The sequence below is a fragment of the Flavobacteriales bacterium genome (genome assembly GCA_016712535.1).
GTDB lineage: Bacteria > Bacteroidota > Bacteroidia > Flavobacteriales_F > PHOS-HE28 > PHOS-HE28.
Genome location: JADJQW010000002.1, coordinates 504,052 through 525,047, shown reverse-complemented (window position 1 = coordinate 525,047; position 20,996 = coordinate 504,052). Strand labels below are relative to the sequence as shown.

Below are 20,996 nucleotides of genomic sequence, written 5' to 3'. Positions count from 1 at the left end.
TCAACAATGACCCGTTAGGCAATGACGCCCAACTCCTTCCCCACCTTCCGGAATGCCGCAAGCGCCCGGTCGATGTGCGCATCGGTGTGGGCCGCGCTCAGCTGCACACGGATCCGTGCGGTATCCTTCGGCACTACCGGGAAGAAGAAGCCGATCACGTAGATGCCCTCATCGAGGAGCTTGTCGGCCATCACCTGGCTGAGCCTGGCATCTCCGAGCATCACAGGGACGATGGCTGCCCCGGCACCACGCGTCTTGAATCCGAAGGCCTCAATGCCGTTCCGGAAGCGGTCTACGTTCTTTTCAAGCCGATCGCGCAATTCAGTGCTCGCGCTGAGCAGGTCGATCACCTTGATGGACGCCCCCACGATGGATGGCGCCAGTGAATTGCTGAAGAGGTAGGGCCGTGAACGCTGGCGAAGCATCTCGATGATCTCCTTCCGACCGGTGGTGTAACCGCCCATGGCCCCCCCTAATGCCTTGCCCAGGGTGCCGGTGATGATGTCCACGCGGCCCATCACACCGCAATGCTCCACGCTGCCGCGGCCAGTTCTGCCGATGAAGCCCGCCGCATGGCACTCATCCACCATCACGAGCGCCTCGTAACGGTCGGCCAGTTCGCAAACGCCTTTGAGGTCAGCCACGATACCGTCCATGCTGAAGACCCCATCGGTGACGATGATGATGTGGCGTGCGCCATCGGCCCGGGCCTGCTTGAGCTGCTGCTCCAGGTCGGCCATGTCGTTGTTGGCGTAGCGGTAACGTTTCGCCTTGCACAGCCGGACGCCGTCGATGATGCTGGCGTGATTGAGCGCATCGCTGATGATGGCATCCTCTTCGCCGAGCAATGGCTCGAATACGCCTCCATTCGCATCGAAGCAGGCCGCGTAGAGGATGGTATCCTCTGTGCCGTGGAAGGCCGCCAGCTTCGCTTCCAGTTCCTTGTGGATGTCCTGCGTCCCGCAGATGAAGCGCACGCTGCTCATGCCGTAACCGTGCGCGTCAAGGGTGGCGTGCGCCGCCGCGATCACCTCCGGATGAGACGACAGCCCGAGGTAGTTGTTGGCGCAGAAGTTCAGCACCGTGCGTCCATTCACCGTGATTTCAGCACCCTGCTCGCTGGTGATGATGCGCTCGCGCTTGAATAGGCCGGCCTGCTCAATGGCCGACAATTCCTTCTGGAGATGCTCTTGCAGCTTGCCGTACATGCTCGTTTCGTGTTGGCGGCGAAAGTAACCGGCCGCATGAGCGCGGATCAAGAATGGCCTACCGGCCGCACCTTTGCCGCCATGGATATCAGACTCGATGGGCAGCACGCCTTGGTGATGGGCGCTTCGCAAGGGATCGGGAAGGCTTCGGCACAGGTGCTGGCCGGTCTTGGCGCGAGCATAACCGCCGTGGCCCGCGACCAATCGCGATTAGATGCCTTGCTGCGCGAATTGCCCGCTGCCCATGCGCCGCATCGCTCCATCGTCGTGGATGTGAGCGATACGGAAACCCTAGCCTCGCTGATCGCGGCGCGCGCGGCCGAATCACCGATTGATATCGTGGTGAACAACAGCGGTGGGCCAGCTCCCGGACCTGCGCACGAGGCGGACACCATCGCCTTCGAAGCCGCCTTTCGCCAGCACCTGATCGCTTACCAGGCCGTTGCTCGCGCCTTGGTGCCCGGCATGAAGCAGCGCGGGCACGGCCGCATCATCAACATCATCAGCACAAGCGTGAAGCAGCCGCTGCACAACCTGGGCGTGAGCAACGCCATTCGCGCAGCGGTGGCCAATTGGGCCAAGACCATGGCCAATGAGCTCGGGCCATTCGGAATCACGGTGAACAACGTGCTGCCTGGGGCCACCGAGACCGACCGCCTCACAGCGATCATCCGCAACAAGGCCGCCAAGCAGGGCATCAGCGAGGAGCACGCATCCGAGGAAATGCGCGCTGAGATACCGCTCCGCCGTTTCGCCAGGCCCGAAGAGGTCGCGTTCGCGGTGGCATTCCTGGCCGGACCGTCCGGTGCGTGCATCAACGGCATCAACCTGCCTGTGGATGGCGGGCGCACGGCCTCCCTCTGACCCCTTGCCCTGAATGCGCGAAGGGCGCTCCATGATGGAGCGCCCTTCGACAAACGGAATCCGTATCCGATTACTCGATCACCAAGCGCTGCTCGGTGCGCTGGCCGTTCAAGGTCACGCGCACGGTGTATGCACCGGGAGCAAGGGCCTCCACGTTGATCTGCTGAGTGGTGTTGGTGGCAAGGGTGCCGCGCTGAGCCAAGGCCAGACGGCCGCTCACATCGAAGAGCTCGATGCTGCCCATGCCCGTCGCACCGGCGTAGCTCAGGCTCACGCTGTTGGCAGCGGGGTTCGGGTAGAGCACCCACTCCTGCCCGGCAGCCAATTCAGGCACGCTGATATTGATCCCGCCACCTTCCACCACGCAAACAGCCACAACAAATGGGTCGGCTGCAGGCGTGAAAAAGTGGTAAACACGGAAGTAGTAGGTGTTGCCCACGGTAAGGCCGCTGAGCTCCAAGGATTCGGTTTCAGCGCTCAGGGTGGCGTCTGCGCAGCCGATGGATGTTCCGCCGCATGCATCGAAAGCCTCCACCACGGCATCGTATACCACGTTATCAGCACCCGGTCCAGCGGCGCCGGTAGCACCAATGGTCATCGTCGTCTGCGTGGCGACGAAGGAGAACCAGATATCATCGTTGGCATTGCCGGTGAACCCGTTGCAAACCACACCAGGCAGAGACTGGGTAGCGCCCACGCCGGAATAGTTCAGCGGGCCGCAGAACGCGAGAGGCGTCACCACGGTGGCTCCTGCGCAATCATCATTGGCAGGGGGATTCGGGAGCGTCACGGCGTACACGCAGGTGGTGAAGTCGAAATTGGTGGGTGCGCCACCGTAGGCCCAGTAATAGACGCGGTAGTAATAGGTGGTGCCGACAACAGTCGTTGCCTGCGCGGTCTCCGTGGTGCCGGCAGGAAGCGTGGCATCCACGCAGCCGATGGCGGTGAGGCTGCCGCAATCGCCGCTGAAGAGCTCGAACACGGGATCGATGCCGGTGGTGTCCGGATCAGTCGTGCCAGCGCCGCCGGTCACGGAGATCGCCGTGGTGGTGGATGTGGCGACGAAGGAGAACCACACGTCATTGGCAACCGAGGATGTGAATCCGCTGCACTGCGATGCCGCCTGCGATTCGGTGGCACCGGCAAGCGTGGCGTCCACCGATACGCAATCGCCATTCACGGTCATGGCGATGGCACCAGCGCACTCATCGTTGGCCGGTCCGCCGCCGCGCAGGCCGGTGGCCCAATCCGTAGAACGCGGGGTTGATTTCAACTGCACCAGTTCCGGCGATGCGCCGCTGGGGTGCTTGGTGTTCTGCGCCGTGGCGCTGGCGGTGCTCAGCAGTGCAGCTGCCGCGAAAAGGTACAAGTGCTTCATGCGTTGGGTTGTTGGTTCAGTCGCTTGCGTGCTTCGCCCGCGACGGGCCGAAGATAGCCGCAGCCCCCAATGCACCCGGCGGCAGGCCCTGCACGGTTTGCAACAGGCTTCCGTGGAAGCGGATCAGAGGCGCGAAACGCGGAATGGCAGTTGGAAGACGACCGGCACCGGCAGGCCGTTCTGCGTGGCTGGATTCATGGGAGGCAATCCACGGATCACCCGCTCGATCTCAGCAGCCACCGCCGGGCTCGGCTTCGGCACGCAAAGCACGTTGGCTATGCGGCCTTCCGCGTCGATCACGATGGAGACGGTGGTGCGTTCCTCGCGCCGCATCGCTTCCGGCACAACGAAATACCGCTTCAGGTGCAGGTCGATCGTCCGCTCGGTGCATTCATCAAGATCCGCCCTTCGTGCGTCGAGGCATTTGCGGAAGTAGGGTCGCTGCTCCACACGGTCCCACGGTGTCGGCGGGGTCTCCACCTTCTCTTCACGGTAAGGAACCGGCGCGGGCCCGGGGTCATCGATCACGGGTCCGGGATCGGTTGGCCCGGCACCGTCGGGCACCTCCTTGCCTTCGATGACCTCCGGCAATTCGCCAACGACAGCCGGCCCGTTGCGCTTCATGCGCGGCTTGGGTTCGGCAGCCTCCACGTTATCCTGCTTCTGTTTCGTCCATAGGATGGTCGGCTGGTCCGGCGTAACCGGCTCGGGAAGCAGATCGCATACGGCCGGTTCAGGCCTGCTCGCGGTCGTCTTCCATTCAAAGGCCACCAGAACAAAGGCCAATGCGATGCTCAGCCCGATGCTGAACCGTCCGCCGAAGCCGAAGGCAGCAGTCCTGTTCGCTTGATGGTTGGTGCGCATGACAAGGGTGTTTCCCTTATCAACCGCAGGCGCCCGCGGATCATTGCGCGTCAGGCGCAACCATGCGGAATCCTTTGCCGTGTATATTGATGATCTCGGTGGCGGGGTCCTCTTTCAGGTACTTGCGCAGCTTGGCGATGTACACATCCATGCTGCGGCCATTGAAATAGCTGTCGTTGCCCCAGACCTGGTTCAGGGCCACGGTGCGCTCAAGAACTTGGTTGCGGTTCACGCACAGGAGCCGTAACAATTCGTTCTCCTTGGTGGTGAGGCGGCGTTCCCCGGCGGGGGTTCGCAGCACCTGCTTGCGATGGTCGAGCTCCGACTGGCTGAAGCGGTAAAGGGCGGGCTCTTCGGGAAGCGGCTCTGCGCCCTTGGTGCGGCGCAGTACAGCGCTGATGCGGAGCAGGAGCTCCTCCATGCCGAAGGGCTTGGTGATGTAATCATCGGCACCGCTCTGGAATCCGGCGAGGGTATCCTGCTTCATGCTCTTAGCGGTGAGGAAGATGATAGGCACGTCTGGATCCTTGGCGCGTATCTCCTTCGCCAGCGTGAATCCATCCTTCAAGGGCATCATCACATCAAGCAGGATCAGGTCGTACTTGCCTTTCCCGAAAGCCATGGCGCCCTGCTGCCCATCCGTTCTCAGGTCGGCTTCATAGCCGCGTGCCTGCAGATAGCTGCTGAGCAGGCTGCCCAGGTTGGGGTCGTCCTCAACAACGAGGAGCCGTGCGAGACTGGTCATGCGTGAAAGGGTAGGTAAATGCTGAAGGTGCTTCCTTGTCCAACTGCGCTCTCGACCCGGATGCGGCCTTTGTGGCGATCGATCACGCTCTTCACATAGCTCAACCCCAGACCGAAGCCTTTGGCGTTATGCAGGTTCCCCGTAGGCACCCGGTACAAGCGGTCGAAGATCTTGCGCTGCTCGCTGGCCGGTATTCCGATCCCATTGTCGGATACGCTCACGGTGATGCCCTCGTCATCGCTGCGGGTAGCGATGCGCACGCGCGGCTCTTTCTCACAGTACTTCACCGCGTTGTCGATGAGGTTGTAGAGCAGGTTCGTCATGTGGATGCGGTCGGCCTTCACGCGATGCAGCTCCGCAGCAAGGTCGGTCTCGATCCGGCCATCCCGCCGGCTCACTTGCATGGCGCTGCTGCGGACCACTTCGCCGATCACCGCGTGAAGGTCGAGGTCAACGAGCTTCATGACCATCCTTCCGCTATCCTCCACAGCGCTCTGCAGCACGTTCTCGACCAAGGCGCCCAGCCGCTTGTTCTCGTCCCGGATCATGGCGGTGAATGTGCGCACCTGCTCATCCGTGCGCGGTATCGATGGATCGGCAAGAGCTTCACAGGCCAGGCCTATGGTGCTGATGGGGGTCTTGAGCTCATGCGTGAGGTTGTTCACCAGGTCCTTTCGGATATCATTGAGCCGCTTCTGCCTCAGCACGGTCCGGATCGTGAAGATGAAGGCCGTGGCGATGATGGCTGCGAACAGTGTTGAGACGAGCAGCATGGGCCAAGCGCCTTTGAGCAATGTGGAGCGCGACAATGCCGCATCGAGATGCAGGTAGTGCTCAGCGCCCGCGAGGTCGTGCCGGAACAAACGAGCACGGAACGGAGGCTGCTTCAGCATGGCGCTCGCGCTGTCGGGCATGGCCAAGCCGGGAACGGCCTTCCCTTTCACCGAGAATACGGCCCAGCGCGCGCCGCCCTCCACGCCAAGGCCGTCGAGCTCCTGCTTCAGCATGCTGTCCAGGGCCACGGGGTCTACGCGCCTCCGGATGTCCCGCGCTGGTTCACTGGCCATGATGCCACGCACCAGGTCAGAGATCATGGCCTCATACTGCGCATCATCGTCCATCGTCGCGGGATAAAGCACCAAGTCCGCCTCGCCTTCGGCCGAGAGCAAGCCTTCCTGTATGCTGCCCGCGCTTTGATTCCTGAGCGCTGCGGCGCGCAGCGAATCGAGCCGGGCAAGGATGCGCCGTCCCTTTCGATGGCCTTTGAGCTCACGCATCCGCTCGATGCCCTCGAGGCGGTCGCTCACGCGCTGCAGCGCATGCACCACATTCTGCTCGAACTGCTCTTCGCGCAAGCGGATGGTCTCGCGCATCCAAGCGGCTTGGATCACCAGCAGGCCAGCCAGTGCCACCACGATCGCTACAAGCATCACGGTGATGCTGCGCTTCTCCATGCGAGCGAAACTAGTGTGCCCGCCTGTGATGCAGGCGGTTAACGGTCTTTAACGTTCATTGACGCGGCCTTCACAAGTGACCCTGGGCATGCCGGTACTTTTGCGTCGTCAGCAAACGCGCGGCGCGCTCTCCGGAGCGACATCATATTGATCGAGCTGTCTAGGAGGTTTGGTTTTGGTTCTCTGAACAGCGCAACAAGGGGTCGGAGGGCTCTCACGCAAGTGGGGGCCTTTCGATTTTCTGGTCAATGGGGCTGCGCCGCTGACTCCTTCGATTTGCGGATAGCCGCCCGCAGCAAATGCAACAGCACGATGATGGCGATCAGCAATCCGCCGAACTCGCGTGTTGACTCGATGTAAGGCGTCTCCGCTTTCATGGCGCCAATGATGCTCGGCATGCCATCGGCCACCCACCCGATCACCCCGGGCAGCAGCGCGAGCATCCAGATGCCGAGTGCTGCTGTGATCACGATGGTGGCCCATTTGAAGTAGCCGCCGAAGGCAGCCAAAGCGCAGAGGGTGGCAACGCCCGCGTACGCAATCATCCATGGCAAGGGATCCGGGTCATTGTATTGGAGACCCGTGAAGACGAAGAACAGGACTGCGAGCGTGCCGTAGAGGATCTTCATGCTGCTCAGAATTCGACGCGGTAACTGAGATTGGGGATGAGGCCGAGCTGATAGCGCGTGATGGTCTCGCCTTGGCGGAAATCAAAGGCTTTGTACGCTTCATTGCGCATGTTGGCCGCGTTCTGCACATCAATCGCCCAAAGCCCGGTGCGTCCGTTTCGATCGCGCTTCAGGTACACGCGAAGGTCGATGCGGTACATGTCGTGCAACCGGGCCGAATATGGTTCTCCGGGGATGAAGGCCCAATGGCCCGACCGCCACTGCGCCTCGAAGGGCGTGTAACGCAGGCCGCCCGCCCCTGCCGCTCGGAGTCCGACCCCAAAAGTGCGCACCCGGTCATCGTTCGTTCTGCTCCACTCCTTGCCGGCCATGGCATTGGCCGTCCATCCAGCATCCCAACGCGCACGCCGCTCAATGCCATTCGAAATGGTGGTGCTGCGGAACGCACTGCCATTCAACAGCCAATAGAAACCCTTGCTCATGGCTTGCTTCACGGAGATTTCAATGCCCAGGTTGCGGTTCTCCGCGGTGGCTTCCATGGGCAGGTATTGCGGCTCATCCCACGCATTGGTGAGCAGCTCTTCAATGCCTGTGACCCCATTGAATCCAGGCCACGTCACTGGTACTCCGGTGATCCGCTGGCCGTAGGCCTCAGCACGCAAGGATGTGTAGTAGTTGACCCGATGCTCGTATCCAACCGTGAGGTCCTCGCTGCGCTGGAATCCGAGTGCACGGTTGTCCGGCACGCCCATCGCGGTGGATGCCGATGAAAGATCCGAGAGGTTGATCACAGCCTGCTGGGGCAATTGTCCGCGCACACCTGCACTGAGCAGCAAAGCTCCTTTTCCTCGTATTGCCTTGAGCACATCGATGCGCGGCTCCAGCAAGCCGCTCCCATTGTATGTGAAGTGGCTGTATCCCATGCCGACCGTTGCCACGAAATTACCAGGCAGTGTTGCACGCACCTGTGCGAAGGGCCGGAGCAACCAACCCTGAGCGGTATCGGCCAGCACATTCACCAGCATGCGCTCCATGGCGCTGCCTCCCGCTGTGCAATGCAGCCGTTTGCCCAGCGGACCCTCTGCCGCGGCGACAAAGCTCAGCTTACGCTCATAGAGGCTCGCGAAGTCGCGCCACGGCGCCAATGCAGCGGTGTCCTTCTCAGACTCGGAGCGTTCCTGATAAGCCCCGCTCCACAAAGCTGTGGCGCGCATCGAGGAACGCTGGCCCAAAGGCAGCTTCAACGTGGCGCCCAAGGCACCCATGCTGCTGGCATAGGTGATGTCGCGCGAGTCCTTGTCGAACTCCCACTGCGCGGAGTCGGGCTTCGCCTCGAACACGTTGCTGCTGACGCCGCCCAGTCCGAATGCGCGCCATTCGCCCCGCTCACCGATGCGCGAACCGGCATGAAAGGAAAGATCCTGGAAATTGATGGCCTCATCGCCGATATCGACACCCATGGCGCTCAGCAGGCCCAAGGTGCTGTACCGGTAATTCACCAGGTGGAAGTCCTTCCCGCTCTTCGTGATCGGGCCCTCAGTGCTCAAATCAATGCCGATCAGGCCCGCCTGCACGGTCCACTCACGCTCTCGTGCGTTGCCTTGCCTTAGCGAAAGATCCGTGATGCCCCCGAGCGCATTGCCGTGACTTGCGGGCATCGATCCGGTGCGGAAGCTCGAAGGCCCGAGCATCTGCGCGCTCAGGATGCTCACACCTCCTCCGGTCAGCGTGGGCAGATCGCTCGCGGTGCCTGCGTTGCCCAGATGATTCGGGCTCACCATCTCAGCCCCTTCAAGGAGCCAGGTGCTCGCCAGTGGACCGTTGCCGCGCACCATCAGATGATTGGCCTGGTCGTTCGGCGCGGCAACGCCCGGTGTAGCGGTCAGCATGCGCGCGGGATCCTGGAACATGGCCGGGTAGCGCAAGCCCTGCTCCACCGTGAACAAGCGCACGCCGGCATGGGCTACCTGCCAACGATCAACAAGATCGACCTCAACAGGCTGCAATTCCACGCGCGCCGGGCTGAGCACGAACTCCAGCACCGACTCTTTCCCGCTGCGCACCCACACCTCGTGCACCGACCCCGCTTCATAGCCCACCATGCTGGCCTTTACGGACCATAAGCCCACGGGCACTTGCGGAATGACGAATGAACCAAGGCTATCCGAGGCCGCGCCGACCTGCGGTTGCGTGCGCTCCACCACCACCGCGGCATGGGGCAGCGGCGCTCCGGATACGGCATCGCGCACCGTTCCCCTGACCACGCCGAACGGTTCCTGCGCTGCAGCACAGGACGATGCGGAGACGGCCGCGCAGAAGAAGAGGATTCGCCGCACGGCGCGATCTTAGGGCCTGAGCCCATTGCCGAGGACGCGGTGCGAACCGGAAAGCCCACGCACGGGTGTGCATGACCGGAGGAACCGTGCTCGCCCAACTACCTTCGGCCACGCATGGAGCGTGTCCTCAACCTTATCGGCGGCGAGCTGCGCCCGGCCACCGGTGGTGCATGGCTGCACAACCACGACCCGGCCACCGGCGCGGTGTATGCATTGATCCCGGATGGCGATGAGCAGGATGTGCGCGCAGCGACCGAAGCCGCGCAAACCGCGCTTCCGGCCTGGCGTGCGCTCGGTCGCGAAGGGCGAAGCAACGCCATGCTCAAACTGGCGGAATTGATCGAGCGCGACCTCGAGCGCTTCGCACTGGCCGAGAGCCGGGACAACGGCAAACCCGTTCACCTGGCGCGCAAGGTGGATATCCCGCGTGCGGTCTCGAACCTCCGCTTCTTCGCAACGGCCATTCTCCACTTCGGCACGGAAGCGCATGTGATGGATGATGTGGCAGTGAACTACACCGAGCGCCAGGCCATCGGCGTGGTCGGCTGCATCAGCCCATGGAACCTCCCGCTCTACCTGTTCACGTGGAAGATCGCGCCCGCCCTGGCCGCTGGGAACACCGTGGTAGCGAAGCCTAGCGAGGTCACGCCCATGACCGCTTTCCTCTTGAGCCAATTGTGCGGCGAAGCGGGCATCCCGCCTGGCGTGCTCAACATCGTGCATGGCCTAGGGCCGAAGGTTGGTGCTGCCATCACCGCCCATCCGTCGATCACCGCGATCTCCTTCACCGGCGGTACGCGCACCGGCGCCGAAATCGCACGCGTTGCGGCGCCCCTCTTCAAGAAGCTCAGCCTCGAGCTCGGCGGAAAGAACCCTGTGCTGGTATTCGCCGACTGCGATTTCGATGACATGCTGAGCACCACCGTGCGCAGCAGCTTCACCAACCAGGGGCAGATCTGCCTATGCGGCAGCCGCATCCTCATCGAGCGCAGCATCTATGACCGCTTCAAGGAAGCCTTCGTGAAGCGCGTGAAGGCCTTGCGCGTCGGTGATCCGGCCGACCCGGGAAGCGACCTGGGCGCGGTGGTATCGGAGGCGCACATGCGGAAGGTGCTAGGGCATATCGCACAAGCGCAGGCCGAAGGCGGCACGGTGCTCTGCGGCGGCGAACGGGTGCAGCTGGAGGGCCGCCTGAAGGATGGCTGGTACATCGCGCCCACGGTGATCGAGGGCCTTGGGCCAGCGTGCGCCACCAATCAAGAAGAGATCTTCGGGCCGGTGGTCACCTTGCAGCCCTTCGAGAATGAAGCACACGGGCTGCAGCTCGCGAATGATTCAAGCTATGGGCTCGCAGGCGTGGTATGGACCAGCGACGTGAAGCGCGCGCATCGTGCTGCGCGCGCGTTGCGCACCGGCATCGTTTGGGTGAACTGCTGGATGGTGCGCGACCTGCGCACTCCCTTCGGCGGCATGAAGCAGAGCGGCGTGGGCCGTGAAGGCGGAGAAGAGGCGCTGCGCTTCTTCACCGAAGCGAAGAACATCTGCATCAGGCTTTGAGCGGTTGCTCCAAGCGCTCCTGGCGGTGCTTCATGCCATTGGTGAAGAACCAACCGAAGCGCGCATCGAACCAGGTCGCGAAGCGCCCGGAGGCGCGTGAAATCCTTGTCAACAGGGAAAGCATGGCCGCAGGTTTCCCCTATCAACCCGAACAGCATGCCGATCCGTGCGCCCGGGTTGTGAAGGATTGCCAAGCGGCGGTGCCTGCACGAGCAACGGCAGCCGGTCGTGCACGATACGGGCGGTCAGAGCTGGATCGAGATCGAAGCCTCCGCCCCCAGCAGGTCAATGGCCAATCGCGACCTCTGTATCCGTGCCAGTTCAATGATGCCGAGGTCCGGTGCCGAGCCTGATTCAGCGGTCACGGCTGATCGATAAAGCCGGTCCAATTCGAATCGCGAGAGCCGCGCGATGGATGAAGTCCTTGCCGTCAATTCCATCATGACAGCCGGCGGCGCGGTCCAGATCACGCGCATCTCAGGCCTTCCCTGCTCGCTGCCGATGCAGAAAAGCGCCGTTTCGATCAAGCCATGCTCCTGCAGCCAGGCAGCGGAAGCCAGGAATGCCTGCGCCGCGCGCCGGGATGCCACGCCATCGGGGATCTCCCGCTCAATGATCCGCAGGAGCGTTTCCTGGGCTGCTGCGTTGCCGTCGAAACGCATGGCAACCAGCAGCCCCATGGCGATCGCCTGCTGATGGAGCTCGAGGTCATGATCGATGGCCTGCGACTCTTCATCGGTGCGGGCCCCAGGTTGCGCAAGGGCTGCATGCAGCACGAACAGGGAGCGATGGGCATCGATGGGCACGATGCGATGCCCGAGCGCCTGACCCGATCGTCTCGCCATTTCAATCAGGCCCAGTCCGGCGCCGCCACGCGCGGTGGTCCCACCGGTGCTCAACCGTGCCAGGAAGAGCGCGCGCAATTGATCCGTTGTGGCGCCCCGCAACCGGCGCAGCGCTGAATCGAGGTCGTCCGCCTCCTCGGAGCTCAATGGATTCACGGTTGCCACCTCATCGCGCTCTGCGCGTGCGCGAACAGCGAACGAGCATTCGCGTGAACCGGCCATGGCGCGATGCCGGGTGATGTTCTGATAGGCCTCCACGATCACGAAGGCCAAGCGCTGGCGCTGGGTTCGCTGCCTGCCCGATACCGCTGCAGCCGCCTCTCCCAGAACGATCAGCTGGGCAGTGTGGCCCTCGTCGAAGGAACCCGCATAAACGAAAGCGAACCGGTCGCCGACGAGCATCCGGTACAGGCTGTGCGCGGCTTCTGCATCCATGCGGGCGAGGGCAAGATAGATGCACGGGACGAGCAGGTACTTTCGCTGCCACGACCATGGCCCGCACCGATCGAAGGCTCGCAGAGAAAGCCCGGCTCCATGTGCGCCAATGGTTCGCCCGGCGCATGCCCAAGGACCTGCGCTTCCACAACCTGGACCACACCCTGTCCGTGACGCGCACGGCGTTGGCCCTTGGCCGAGCCACCGGCTTGGATGCGGAGCGGATTGAGCTCCTTGAGGTCGCCGCGCTCTTCCATGATACAGGCTATGCGCTGGGCTACGATGAGCACGAGAAGCGCGGTGCCGACCTGGCCGAGGCGTTCATGCGCAAGCACCTCGAGCCCGAGAACCGCATACGCGCGGTGCGGTCCCTGATCCTCAGCACGCGCATGGGCCAACGGCCGCGCACACCCTCTCAAGCCGTGCTTCGCGATGCCGATTCCGCCAAGGCCGGCCAGGCCGATTTCAGCGCCCGCGGCGAGCTGCTCAGGCAAGAGCGGGAACTGGTGCTGCGCGAGCGGATCGGCGCCACGGCGTGGTTGAAGGAGAACCTGGCTTACCTGGATCGGCACATTTTCCATACCCCGCAAGCCAACCGACGGTACGGTCCTCAGAAACGCATCAACCTCGCCCAGCTGCGGAAGCGCGTAGCGGTCTCCAAGACGAAGGACATGGCCATCGCGCCGCACCTTCTCATCGACCGGGACCTCAGCTGGCTCTCCTTCAACGACCGCGTGATGCAAGAAGCCGAGGACCCGCGCAACCCGTTGCTGGAACGCGTGAAATTCCTGGCCATCTTCTCCAGCAATCTCGACGAGTTCTACCGGGTGCGCGTTGCTGCGCTGCACGCTTTGGCACGGCTGGGCAAGTCCACGCGAAAGGCCCTCGAGGTGCCACCGGAGAAACGGATCGCCCGGATAAATGCGAAAGCGCTCGCGCAGCAGCAGCGATTCGGCCGTCTCTGGCGGGGCACCCTCATTCCCTCGCTGGAACGGAAGGGCATCGTGCTGCGCGATGAGAAACGCTTGACGATCGCCCAGCGCAGCTTCGTGGAGGCGCATGCGGCACGGACCATCCTGCCCAAGCTGTTCACGGCAGCCGTCCGTGAAGGCAATGCGCCCTTCATCGAGGACCGCAAGCTCTACTTCGTGTGCCGGGTGAAGCACGAAGGCAAGCAGCGCGGCAAGCAGCGCCTGATGCTGGTGAACATCCCCAGCGATGAACTGGGCCGTTTCATCGCATTGCCGGCCAAGCGCGGAAGAACGGAGCTGATGCTGCTCGATGACGCTGTGCGCATCTGCCTGCCCAAGCTCTTCAGGGGCCTTGAAGTGCTGGAGTGCCATGCGATCAAGCTCTCCCGCGACGCCGAGCTCTACCTCGATGAGGAATTCGCCGGCACCGTGAAGGAGAAGGTGCGCAAGAGCCTGCGCAAGCGGCTCACTGGCGTGCCCGCCCGCCTTCTCTATGATGCGCGCATGCCGAAGCGCACCGTGCATGCCTTGCGCTCACTGCTCCACTTGGAGAAGGCGGACATGGTACAAGGCGGGCGCTACCACCACTTCAGCGATCTCTTCTCGCTGCCTGTGAAGGGGCGCAATGACCTGCGGGACACGCCGTGGCCACCGCTGGTGCATCCTTCGCTTCGGGCCGGCAATGCGTTCGCTGCGGCGGATCGCGGAGATATGCTGCTGCACTTCCCTTACCACGATTTCAAGCAGGTCACGGCCTGGCTGCAGCGAGCCGCTCGCGATCCGGCTGTAAAGAGGATCCGCATCACGCTCTATCGCGTGGCAACGGAAAGCACCATTTGCGAAGCGCTGCTCGAGGCTTTGCGCAGAGGCAAGGAGGTGCATGCGGTGGTGGAGGTTCAGGCACGCTTCGATGAAGGGCACAACCTGAAGTGGGGCGAGCGGCTCGAGCAGGCCGGTGCGACGGTACATTATGGTTTCGAAGGCCTGAAAGTGCATTGCAAGCTCTGCCTGATCGACCGCGTGAGGAACGGAAGGGTGAAACGGTACGCGTACCTCGGCACCGGCAATTTCAATGAGCGCACCGCGCGCGTCTATTCCGACACGGCACTGATCACCGCCAATCCGGCCATCACCGAAGAGGTCGCGCATGTGTTCCGGCACCTCGCCGATCGGCGCACCGTGCTGCGCACGCAGCATCTGCTCGTGGCTCCGAACGCCCTGCGCGATGCCATGGAGGCGCTCGTGGACAAGGAGATGGCCAATGCAGCGCTCGGCAAGCCCGCAGGCATCACGTTGAAGCTGAACAGCCTCGAGGATCGCGCGCTGATCAGCAAGCTCTATGATGCCTCACAGGCCGGCGTGCCCGTACGCCTGATCATCCGCGGCATATGCTGCCTGGTGCCCGGGGCGCCGGGCTTGAGTGAACGCATCGAGGCCATCAGCCTCGTTGACCGCTACCTCGAGCATGCCCGCGCATATGTGTTCGAGAATGCCGGCAACCCGCGCGTTTACCTCTCCAGCGCCGATTGGATGGAGCGGAACCTCGACCGCCGAGTGGAAGTGGCCTTCCCGCTGCTGGATGGAGCATTGCGCGACGAAGTGATCAGCCTGCTCGGATTGCAATGGGCCGACACCACCAAGGCCCGGGTGATCGATGCCGGACAGACCAATGCGCATCGGCGCGCGCGACGCGGCAAGCCGCGCGGACATGCGCAACGCGATACCTATGCGCAGCTGCGCGCCGCCGCGAGGAAACGGAACCGGTGACCCGCGTGGCGAAAGGGGGGAGAAGGACTACCCTACCTACCATTGATGCACGCCCTTGCAGGTCACATCAATCCAAAACCGCCTCCTCCCACCCTTTCAAGGTCTTCCACGCTGCTGCATGCAGCCTGAGCGGCCCATGCTCTGGGGCGGCGAAGATGGAGCCCTTGATCGGCGATTCGTCACTGTCGGGCAGTCGGAATTTTCAACACAGGCGGTCCACTATCATTCGGCGCTGGCTGCCAATGCGATCAGATTCGCTGCATTCGCTTAAACTTGCAGCCCCGTTCGAACGGGTGCTGAAATCCTGGGGAATTAGCTCAGCTGGCTAGAGCGCTTGCATGGCATGCAAGAGGTCACCGGTTCGACTCCGGTATTCTCCACAGAAGGGCGGTCCACAAGGACCGCCCTTCGCATTCATTGCCCCTGCACAGCACCATTAGGGATCGTCTCTGCGAACGCTTGCGCCTGCACGTCGGGCAGCAGGTCGATATCCGCGCAGGGATTCCGGCTGGAGGTGGCAGCATCAACGACTGCTACCGGCTCGAAACGGATGCCGGTCGCTTTTTCGTGAAGGTGAACGCTGCGGACCATTTCCCGAGCCTCTTCGAAGCTGAGGCCGATGGCTTGCGCCGCTTGCGTGGAGCAGGGGCCCGGGTGCCGGATGTGATTGACCATGGTGAAGTCGATGGCCAAGGCTATCTGCTTCTGGAGTGGATCGAATCAGGCTTAATGCGGCACGGCTTCTGGAAAGAGCTGGGCCGGGGGCTGGCAAGGCTGCACAGGCATTCGCAAGCGCAATTCGGATTGGACCGCGACAACTACATCGGCTCCTTGAACCAAGGGAATGCACAGGCCGCTGATTGGCCTTCATTCTTCATTCACCAACGATTGGAACCGCAGCTGAAGATGGCCCGCGACCGCCAACGCTTGGGAGACGGCGCAGCCTTCCGCTTCGAGCGGTTATTCATGCTGATCGACGGGATCTTCCCTGAAGAGCCGCCCGCTCTGCTGCATGGCGACATGTGGAGCGGCAACATCCTCTGCGATGCCAAGGGCCAGCCCGTGCTGCTCGATCCGGCCGTGTACTATGGCCACCGCGAGATGGACCTCGCGATGACCAGGCTCTTCGGCGGTTTCGAGGATCCTTTCCACGCCGCATACCAAGGGGAATGGCCGCTGGCCGAAGGATGGGAGGAACGCGTGGACCTCTGCAACCTGTACCCGCTGATGGTGCATGTGAACCTGTTCGGCGGTGGATACACCGCACAGGTCGAGTCCATCATTAAGCGATTCGCTTGAGTGCAACCCGAAGAATCGAGTTCCCCTGAACCTGCATCGTTAGCGCATCCCTTCGCGCGGTACACACCCAAGATCATGGCTCAACCATCGCACCGCATCATAGTCATCGGCGGTGGTGCTGCGGGCTTCATGGCCGCCATCAGCGCGAAAACGCACCGCCATGGTGCTGAGGTGCTGCTGCTGGAGAAGAGCACGAAGTGGCTGTCCAAAGTGCGCATCAGCGGAGGAGGACGATGCAATGTGACGCATGCGTGCCCTGAGCCGCGGAAGCTGGCGCGCCATTACCCGCGCGGTGAAGCCTTCCTGCGCAGGGTATTCACCGCATGGGGTCAACCGCAGGCCGTTTCATGGTTCGCGACCCGCGGCGTGCAGCTGAAGACCGAAGCCGATGGCCGCATGTTCCCGGTGACGGACGATTCGAGCACTGTGATCGACGCCCTTCAATCGGCAGCGACGAGCTTGGGGGTGCAGGCCCTATTGAATCACCGGGTGCAACGCCTCGAGCGAATCCATGATGGATGGACCGCTATCACGGACCAGGAGCATCTCACCGCGAAGCACGTGATCATAGCCACGGGCGGATCGCCCGGCGATGAAGGGCTCGCTTGGCTGCAAGCGCTCGGGCATGAGCTGGTGCCTGCAGTGCCTTCGCTCTTCACCTTCAATCTGCCAGAGGATCCGATCCGTGAGCTCATAGGCGTGGTGACGCCCAATATGCGATTGAGGATCGCTAACACCAGGCTCGAAAGCACCGGGCCGCTGCTCATCACCCACTGGGGCTTGAGCGGCCCAGCGGTGCTCCGGCTCAGCGCTTTCGGTGCGAGCGCGCTGCATGCGTTGGGATACCAGTACACGGTGCAGGTCGATTGGCTCGGAGAATTGAACGAGCATGAGGCGCGCGATCGGATGCAAGAAGAATCCAGTGCGCATCCAAAACGCCAGCTCATCAACTCCGATGCCTTCGCTTTGCCTGCTCGGCTCTGGACCTTCCTGCTGCATCGTGCAGGACTGCCGGGTGAGAAACCCATCGGAGAGCTGGGCAGGAAATCGTTGGACCGCCTCCTCGACGTGCTCACCAACGATCGCTACGCAGCATCGGGGAAGACCACCTTCAAAGAGGAATTCGTCACGGCAGGCGGCATCGCTTTGCACCAAGTCGATCCGTTAACGCTGGAGAGCCGTGTGGCGCCCGGCCTGCACTTCGCAGGCGAGGTGCTGGACATCGACGGCATCACCGGCGGCTTCAACTTCCAAGCAGCGTGGAGCACGGGGTGGTTGGCGGGGAAGGCGGCGGCAGCATCGCATTGATGGCTACTCGAGAACGATCCTCGCCGACCGCATGCGGCCATGCTGATCGGTGATCACCGCCACGCACACGCCGCGCTCGAACTGGCTGATGTCATCCAATCCAGCGTTGAAGCACCATGAGCGCACCACGCGGCCTGCCACGTCGACCAGGTCAACGCTCCTGGCGTCATCGGGCAATCCCAGGAGCATGGTCACATCCTTCTAGGGTTCGCTTTGGCGTCAGGTTCCGATCCATGGCTAGCGCCGGCCGAAGCGACGCTGGCGATGGCCCAGCCTTGGAACCATCGCGTGCGCGGATCGCGGCGCGCCAATCCATTCGCGGTGCCGAACCAGAGCGCGCCGGTGCTGTCCAATGCGATATCATGAACGCGCGGCGCCGGGAGGCTGTCGGCGACAGTCCAGATGGCGAACCTGCTGCCGTTATATCGGTTCAGGCCCATGGCGGTGCCGACCCAGAATGCGCCCTGCGCATCGAAACGAAGCGGGTGGACCTCGCCGAACACGAGGCCGCGGCGTTCCGTCACCCTCTGGAAAGGGGCACGTGGCCGGGTAGGCGCAGCGCGGCCCCTAGATGGATACCGCTGACATCTGCACCATCGGCGGCACGATCGATCGGATGCGGGGAAGGTCGAGTACAGCCGCGCCTTCACAACTGCGGCTCCGCCGGCGCTTTCCCCAGCACCTTCTCCACCTGCGCCATCACCTCGCCGGTCAGCAGATCCTGCGCCTCAACGGCCTTCAGGTTCTCCTCCAGCTGCGCCACCTTGCTGGCACCCAGGATCACGGTGCTCACGCGTGGGTTCTTCAAGCACCACGCAATGGCGAGGACGGGAAGAGAGAGACCAAGGTCAGCGGCGATCGGCTTGAGACTATCCACGACTCGCAGACGTGATGCGTTGAGCTCGCGCTCGCGGAGCCAATCGAGTCCGGCCGCGCGAAGGCGCGAAGCGGCATCGCCCTCGAGGGTGTGCTTGCCGGAGAGCACGCCGCTGGCAAGCGGGCTCCAGATCGTTGTGCCGAGGCCGACGGTCTCATAGAGCCCTGCGAACTCCTTCTCCACCTTCTCGCGGTGGAAGAGGTTGTACTGCGGTTGCTCCATCACCGGGCCGATGAGGTGGTGCTTCTCCGCGACCGCATGCGCTTCCTTGATCTGATCAACGCTCCATTCGCTGGTGCCCCAGTACATCACCTTGCCTTGCATGATCAGCGAGTGCATGCTCCACACCGTTTCGTCGATGGGCGTGTTGGGATCCGGTCGGTGGCAGAAGTAGAGGTCGAGGTAGTCCACCTGCAAGCGCTTGAGTGCATCGTGGCAGGCCTCGAACACGTGCTTGCGATGCAGTCCCAGTTGGGTGGGCAGCTTCCCGCCCGCGCCGAAGAAGACCTTGCTGCTCACGACCCAGGTGTCGCGCGGCCATTCCATCTTCTTCAGGATGCGGCCCATGACGCGCTCGCTCTCGCCACGTGAATAGATCTCCGCGTTGTCGAAGAAGTTGATGCCGCTGTCGTAGGCGAGCTTCATCAGCTCGGCGGCGGTGTCATCGGTGATGAGCTTGCCGAACGTGAGCCAGGAGCCCAAGGAGACTTCAGAGACTTGGAGGCCGGAGCGGCCGAGGCGACGGTAGCGCATTACTCTTGCAGTTTCAGGTTGGGCGTTACGCCAACGCACAGGAACGAACAACGGTTGTGGGTTGAACGAACAATCCTGGTGGCGAAGATGCATCCATCGCGGTTTTCAACCGACGTGGATAAATCGAGGCCCGGTTCCCGAACAGTTCACCTTGCGCGAACTTCCTCTTCACGCGACCGTCATCACTTCGTTGCCGAAATGGGGATCAATCGCCGCCATGCGTGCAGCAGGCGCCACCGAGCAGGTGGCCCTTGCGGCCATGACCACGTGCATGCCCGGGAGGGCTCATACCGGCCTAGCCAGCCGGTGAGGTGAACGCCGCATCCGCCGGCGGCGGAACGCGAGAAGGGGCTCCGGGGACGGGGCCTCTTCGCATTCTATTGCTTGATGAATCGCAATGGCTTGCCAACCGGGTAGCCTCGCCAGATCGGTTGCACTGAATACGCACCATCGGCCAGCGACGAAACATCCGCGGAACTGCCACTGCTCTTCAGGACCTCGCGGCCCTGTGAATCCAGTAAGCGAAGGCCATCGACATCCGCCCCTCCGTTCACGCGGATCGACTCGGTTGCCGGGTTCGGAGTTACACGCAGCGCGAATTGAGCAAGGGGCTCCACCAAGCCATTCGCCTCGCTCGCCACCGCCCAGTAGTTGCGGATGAAGTTATTATCCGTGTTGCTCTCGTTGCGGAAACCGACCCGTGTGTAGCCCGTTCCGGCCACGGTGGTGTAGAAGTAGTAGTAGAAATCCATCGTGCTGCTCGCGGGCAATTCAACCAGCGCTGTGTCCACGTCCGGCAGGTAGCACACATCGGCGCAAAGCGAGCTGGTCCAGCCCGCAGGCATGTTCACTTGCAGCTTCACGACGCGCACCAGGCAATCCTCGGTGGTGGGGTTCGTGAGCGTGGCGTGGCCGGTGATCGTGGTGCCGGCGTCGCCCCAGATGGTATCGTTGCTCACGCTCTGTAAGGTGAAGCTGCCGCCGAAGTCCTGTGTGCAGTCGCTTGGAAGGCCCAGCAACGAATCGATGTCGCAGAAGATGTCGTCGTCGTTCCTATGAAGCCAATCGTGATGGCGGAAGATGCTGCCGTCGGTATCGATCAAGTAGGCGTTGTTGGGCTGGGGGCCGTAGTAATTCCACCAGTTGTTGCACGGTCCATCGAGGTAGATGGGCGCATCGATCTGCATGCTGTCCAGCAGCGCCTGGAGCACGGCCTTGCGTTCGCCATAGGTCTCGGGCTGCTCGTACAGGATGCCTGCATTGATGTTCTCCTGTCCCGTGTTCACCGCGCCGAAGTAGGGGCTGACGTCGAGATAAGGATGCGCTTCGGGCGTATACACGATGATGGTGGTGAGCAGGCTGCCGTAGAGGCTCACCACATCGTTGATCACGGGCACCTTGTTGCGGAACACCGGGCAGGTGTAGCTGCTGCTGATCACGAGCACGGGCTTGCCGAGCAGCAGGGCTTCCTCCAGGTTGAATGGGTTCCCGTCCATGTCGTAGAGGGTGAAGTCGGCCGCGCTCTCCCCCTCCGGCCTGCCGCAACTGGTGATGGGCGGCGTCTGGTTGGGCAGCGTGCAGATGGGGTCGCTATCGGCGGGTAAGGCGCCGATGCCGATGGAGGGCAGGAGCGTTGGCTGGGCCATTGCCGAGGCCAGGCCAAGGCTTGCGCCAAGCACGAGTGAATGTCTTCTCATGGTGCTCCT

At 62.7% G+C, this 20,996-nt stretch carries 17 protein-coding genes and 1 tRNA gene; 6 read left to right on the top strand and 12 right to left on the bottom strand.

From position 1 onward, the window contains the following. Positions 1–14 precede the first annotated feature (14 nt). Positions 15–1,208, bottom strand: a complete 1,194-nt coding sequence (kbl, locus tag IPK70_02165; GenBank protein MBK8225964.1) for a glycine C-acetyltransferase — start codon at positions 1,206–1,208, stop codon at positions 15–17. Between the two features lie 81 nt (positions 1,209–1,289). Between kbl and IPK70_02160 the strand changes: the two genes are divergently transcribed. Then, complete coding sequence (locus IPK70_02160) at positions 1,290–2,072, top strand: SDR family oxidoreductase (protein ID MBK8225963.1); 783 nt, start codon at positions 1,290–1,292, stop codon at positions 2,070–2,072. A gap of 70 nt (positions 2,073–2,142) precedes the next feature. Here IPK70_02160 and IPK70_02155 read toward each other — a convergent pair whose 3' ends face one another. The 6 genes from IPK70_02155 to IPK70_02130 form a co-directional block, all read right to left on the bottom strand. Further along, positions 2,143–3,450, bottom strand: a complete 1,308-nt coding sequence (locus tag IPK70_02155) for a T9SS type A sorting domain-containing protein (protein ID MBK8225962.1) — start codon at positions 3,448–3,450, stop codon at positions 2,143–2,145. Positions 3,451–3,573: 123 nt separating this feature from the next. Continuing rightward, a complete protein-coding gene (locus tag IPK70_02150) occupies positions 3,574–4,314 on the bottom strand; it encodes a hypothetical protein (protein ID MBK8225961.1) in 741 nt (246 codons plus the stop codon). A gap of 40 nt (positions 4,315–4,354) precedes the next feature. Beyond that, a complete protein-coding gene (locus IPK70_02145; GenBank protein ID MBK8225960.1) occupies positions 4,355–5,059 on the bottom strand; it encodes a response regulator transcription factor in 705 nt (234 codons plus the stop codon). Further along, positions 5,056–6,513 (bottom strand): HAMP domain-containing histidine kinase, encoded by a 1,458-nt coding sequence (locus IPK70_02140; protein ID MBK8225959.1) that lies wholly within the window; start codon positions 6,511–6,513, stop codon positions 5,056–5,058. Before IPK70_02140 ends, IPK70_02145 begins: the two co-directional genes overlap by 4 nt. Positions 6,514–6,758: 245 nt before the next feature. Continuing rightward, a complete protein-coding gene (locus tag IPK70_02135) occupies positions 6,759–7,142 on the bottom strand; it encodes a transmembrane 220 family protein (protein ID MBK8225958.1) in 384 nt (127 codons plus the stop codon). A gap of 5 nt (positions 7,143–7,147) precedes the next feature. After that, positions 7,148–9,478, bottom strand: coding sequence for a carboxypeptidase regulatory-like domain-containing protein (locus tag IPK70_02130; protein MBK8225957.1), 2,331 nt, complete (start codon positions 9,476–9,478; stop codon positions 7,148–7,150). 114 nt (positions 9,479–9,592) lie between these two features. Between IPK70_02130 and IPK70_02125 the strand changes: the two genes are divergently transcribed. After that, entirely contained in the window at positions 9,593–11,035 is a 1,443-nt protein-coding gene (locus IPK70_02125) for an aldehyde dehydrogenase (GenBank protein MBK8225956.1), read from the top strand. 245 nt (positions 11,036–11,280) lie between these two features. On the opposite strand, the gene IPK70_02120 is transcribed toward IPK70_02125, so the two are convergent. Further along, entirely contained in the window at positions 11,281–12,315 is a 1,035-nt protein-coding gene (locus IPK70_02120) for a hypothetical protein (GenBank protein ID MBK8225955.1), read from the bottom strand. A gap of 56 nt (positions 12,316–12,371) precedes the next feature. Between IPK70_02120 and ppk1 the strand changes: the two genes are divergently transcribed. From ppk1 to IPK70_02100, 4 genes are all read left to right on the top strand, one after another. Beyond that, the gene (gene ppk1, locus IPK70_02115) at positions 12,372–15,053 is read left to right on the top strand and encodes a polyphosphate kinase 1 (protein ID MBK8225954.1); all 2,682 of its coding nucleotides are present in this window, start codon (positions 12,372–12,374) and stop codon (positions 15,051–15,053) included. Positions 15,054–15,359: 306 nt separating this feature from the next. After that, positions 15,360–15,433: transfer RNA gene (locus tag IPK70_02110), tRNA-Ala, on the top strand. Positions 15,434–15,512: 79 nt separating this feature from the next. Then, positions 15,513–16,352 carry a fructosamine kinase family protein gene (locus tag IPK70_02105; GenBank protein MBK8225953.1) on the top strand — a complete coding sequence of 280 codons (840 nt, stop codon included), beginning with the start codon at positions 15,513–15,515 and terminating at the stop codon, positions 16,350–16,352. 75 nt (positions 16,353–16,427) lie between these two features. After that, entirely contained in the window at positions 16,428–17,660 is a 1,233-nt protein-coding gene (locus IPK70_02100; protein ID MBK8225952.1) for an NAD(P)/FAD-dependent oxidoreductase, read from the top strand. A 3-nt stretch (positions 17,661–17,663) separates the two neighbouring features. Here IPK70_02100 and IPK70_02095 read toward each other — a convergent pair whose 3' ends face one another. The 4 genes from IPK70_02095 to IPK70_02080 all read right to left on the bottom strand — a co-directional run bounded on the left by IPK70_02095 (position 17,664) and on the right by IPK70_02080 (position 20,987). Next, the gene (locus IPK70_02095; GenBank protein MBK8225951.1) at positions 17,664–17,849 is read right to left on the bottom strand and encodes a hypothetical protein; all 186 of its coding nucleotides are present in this window, start codon (positions 17,847–17,849) and stop codon (positions 17,664–17,666) included. Between the two features lie 2 nt (positions 17,850–17,851). Further along, positions 17,852–18,184, bottom strand: a complete 333-nt coding sequence (locus IPK70_02090) for a hypothetical protein (protein ID MBK8225950.1) — start codon at positions 18,182–18,184, stop codon at positions 17,852–17,854. Between the two features lie 122 nt (positions 18,185–18,306). Next, complete coding sequence (locus IPK70_02085) at positions 18,307–19,290, bottom strand: aldo/keto reductase (GenBank protein ID MBK8225949.1); 984 nt, start codon at positions 19,288–19,290, stop codon at positions 18,307–18,309. A gap of 377 nt (positions 19,291–19,667) precedes the next feature. Continuing rightward, positions 19,668–20,987 (bottom strand): hypothetical protein, encoded by a 1,320-nt coding sequence (locus IPK70_02080; protein MBK8225948.1) that lies wholly within the window; start codon positions 20,985–20,987, stop codon positions 19,668–19,670. Positions 20,988–20,996 lie beyond the last annotated feature (9 nt).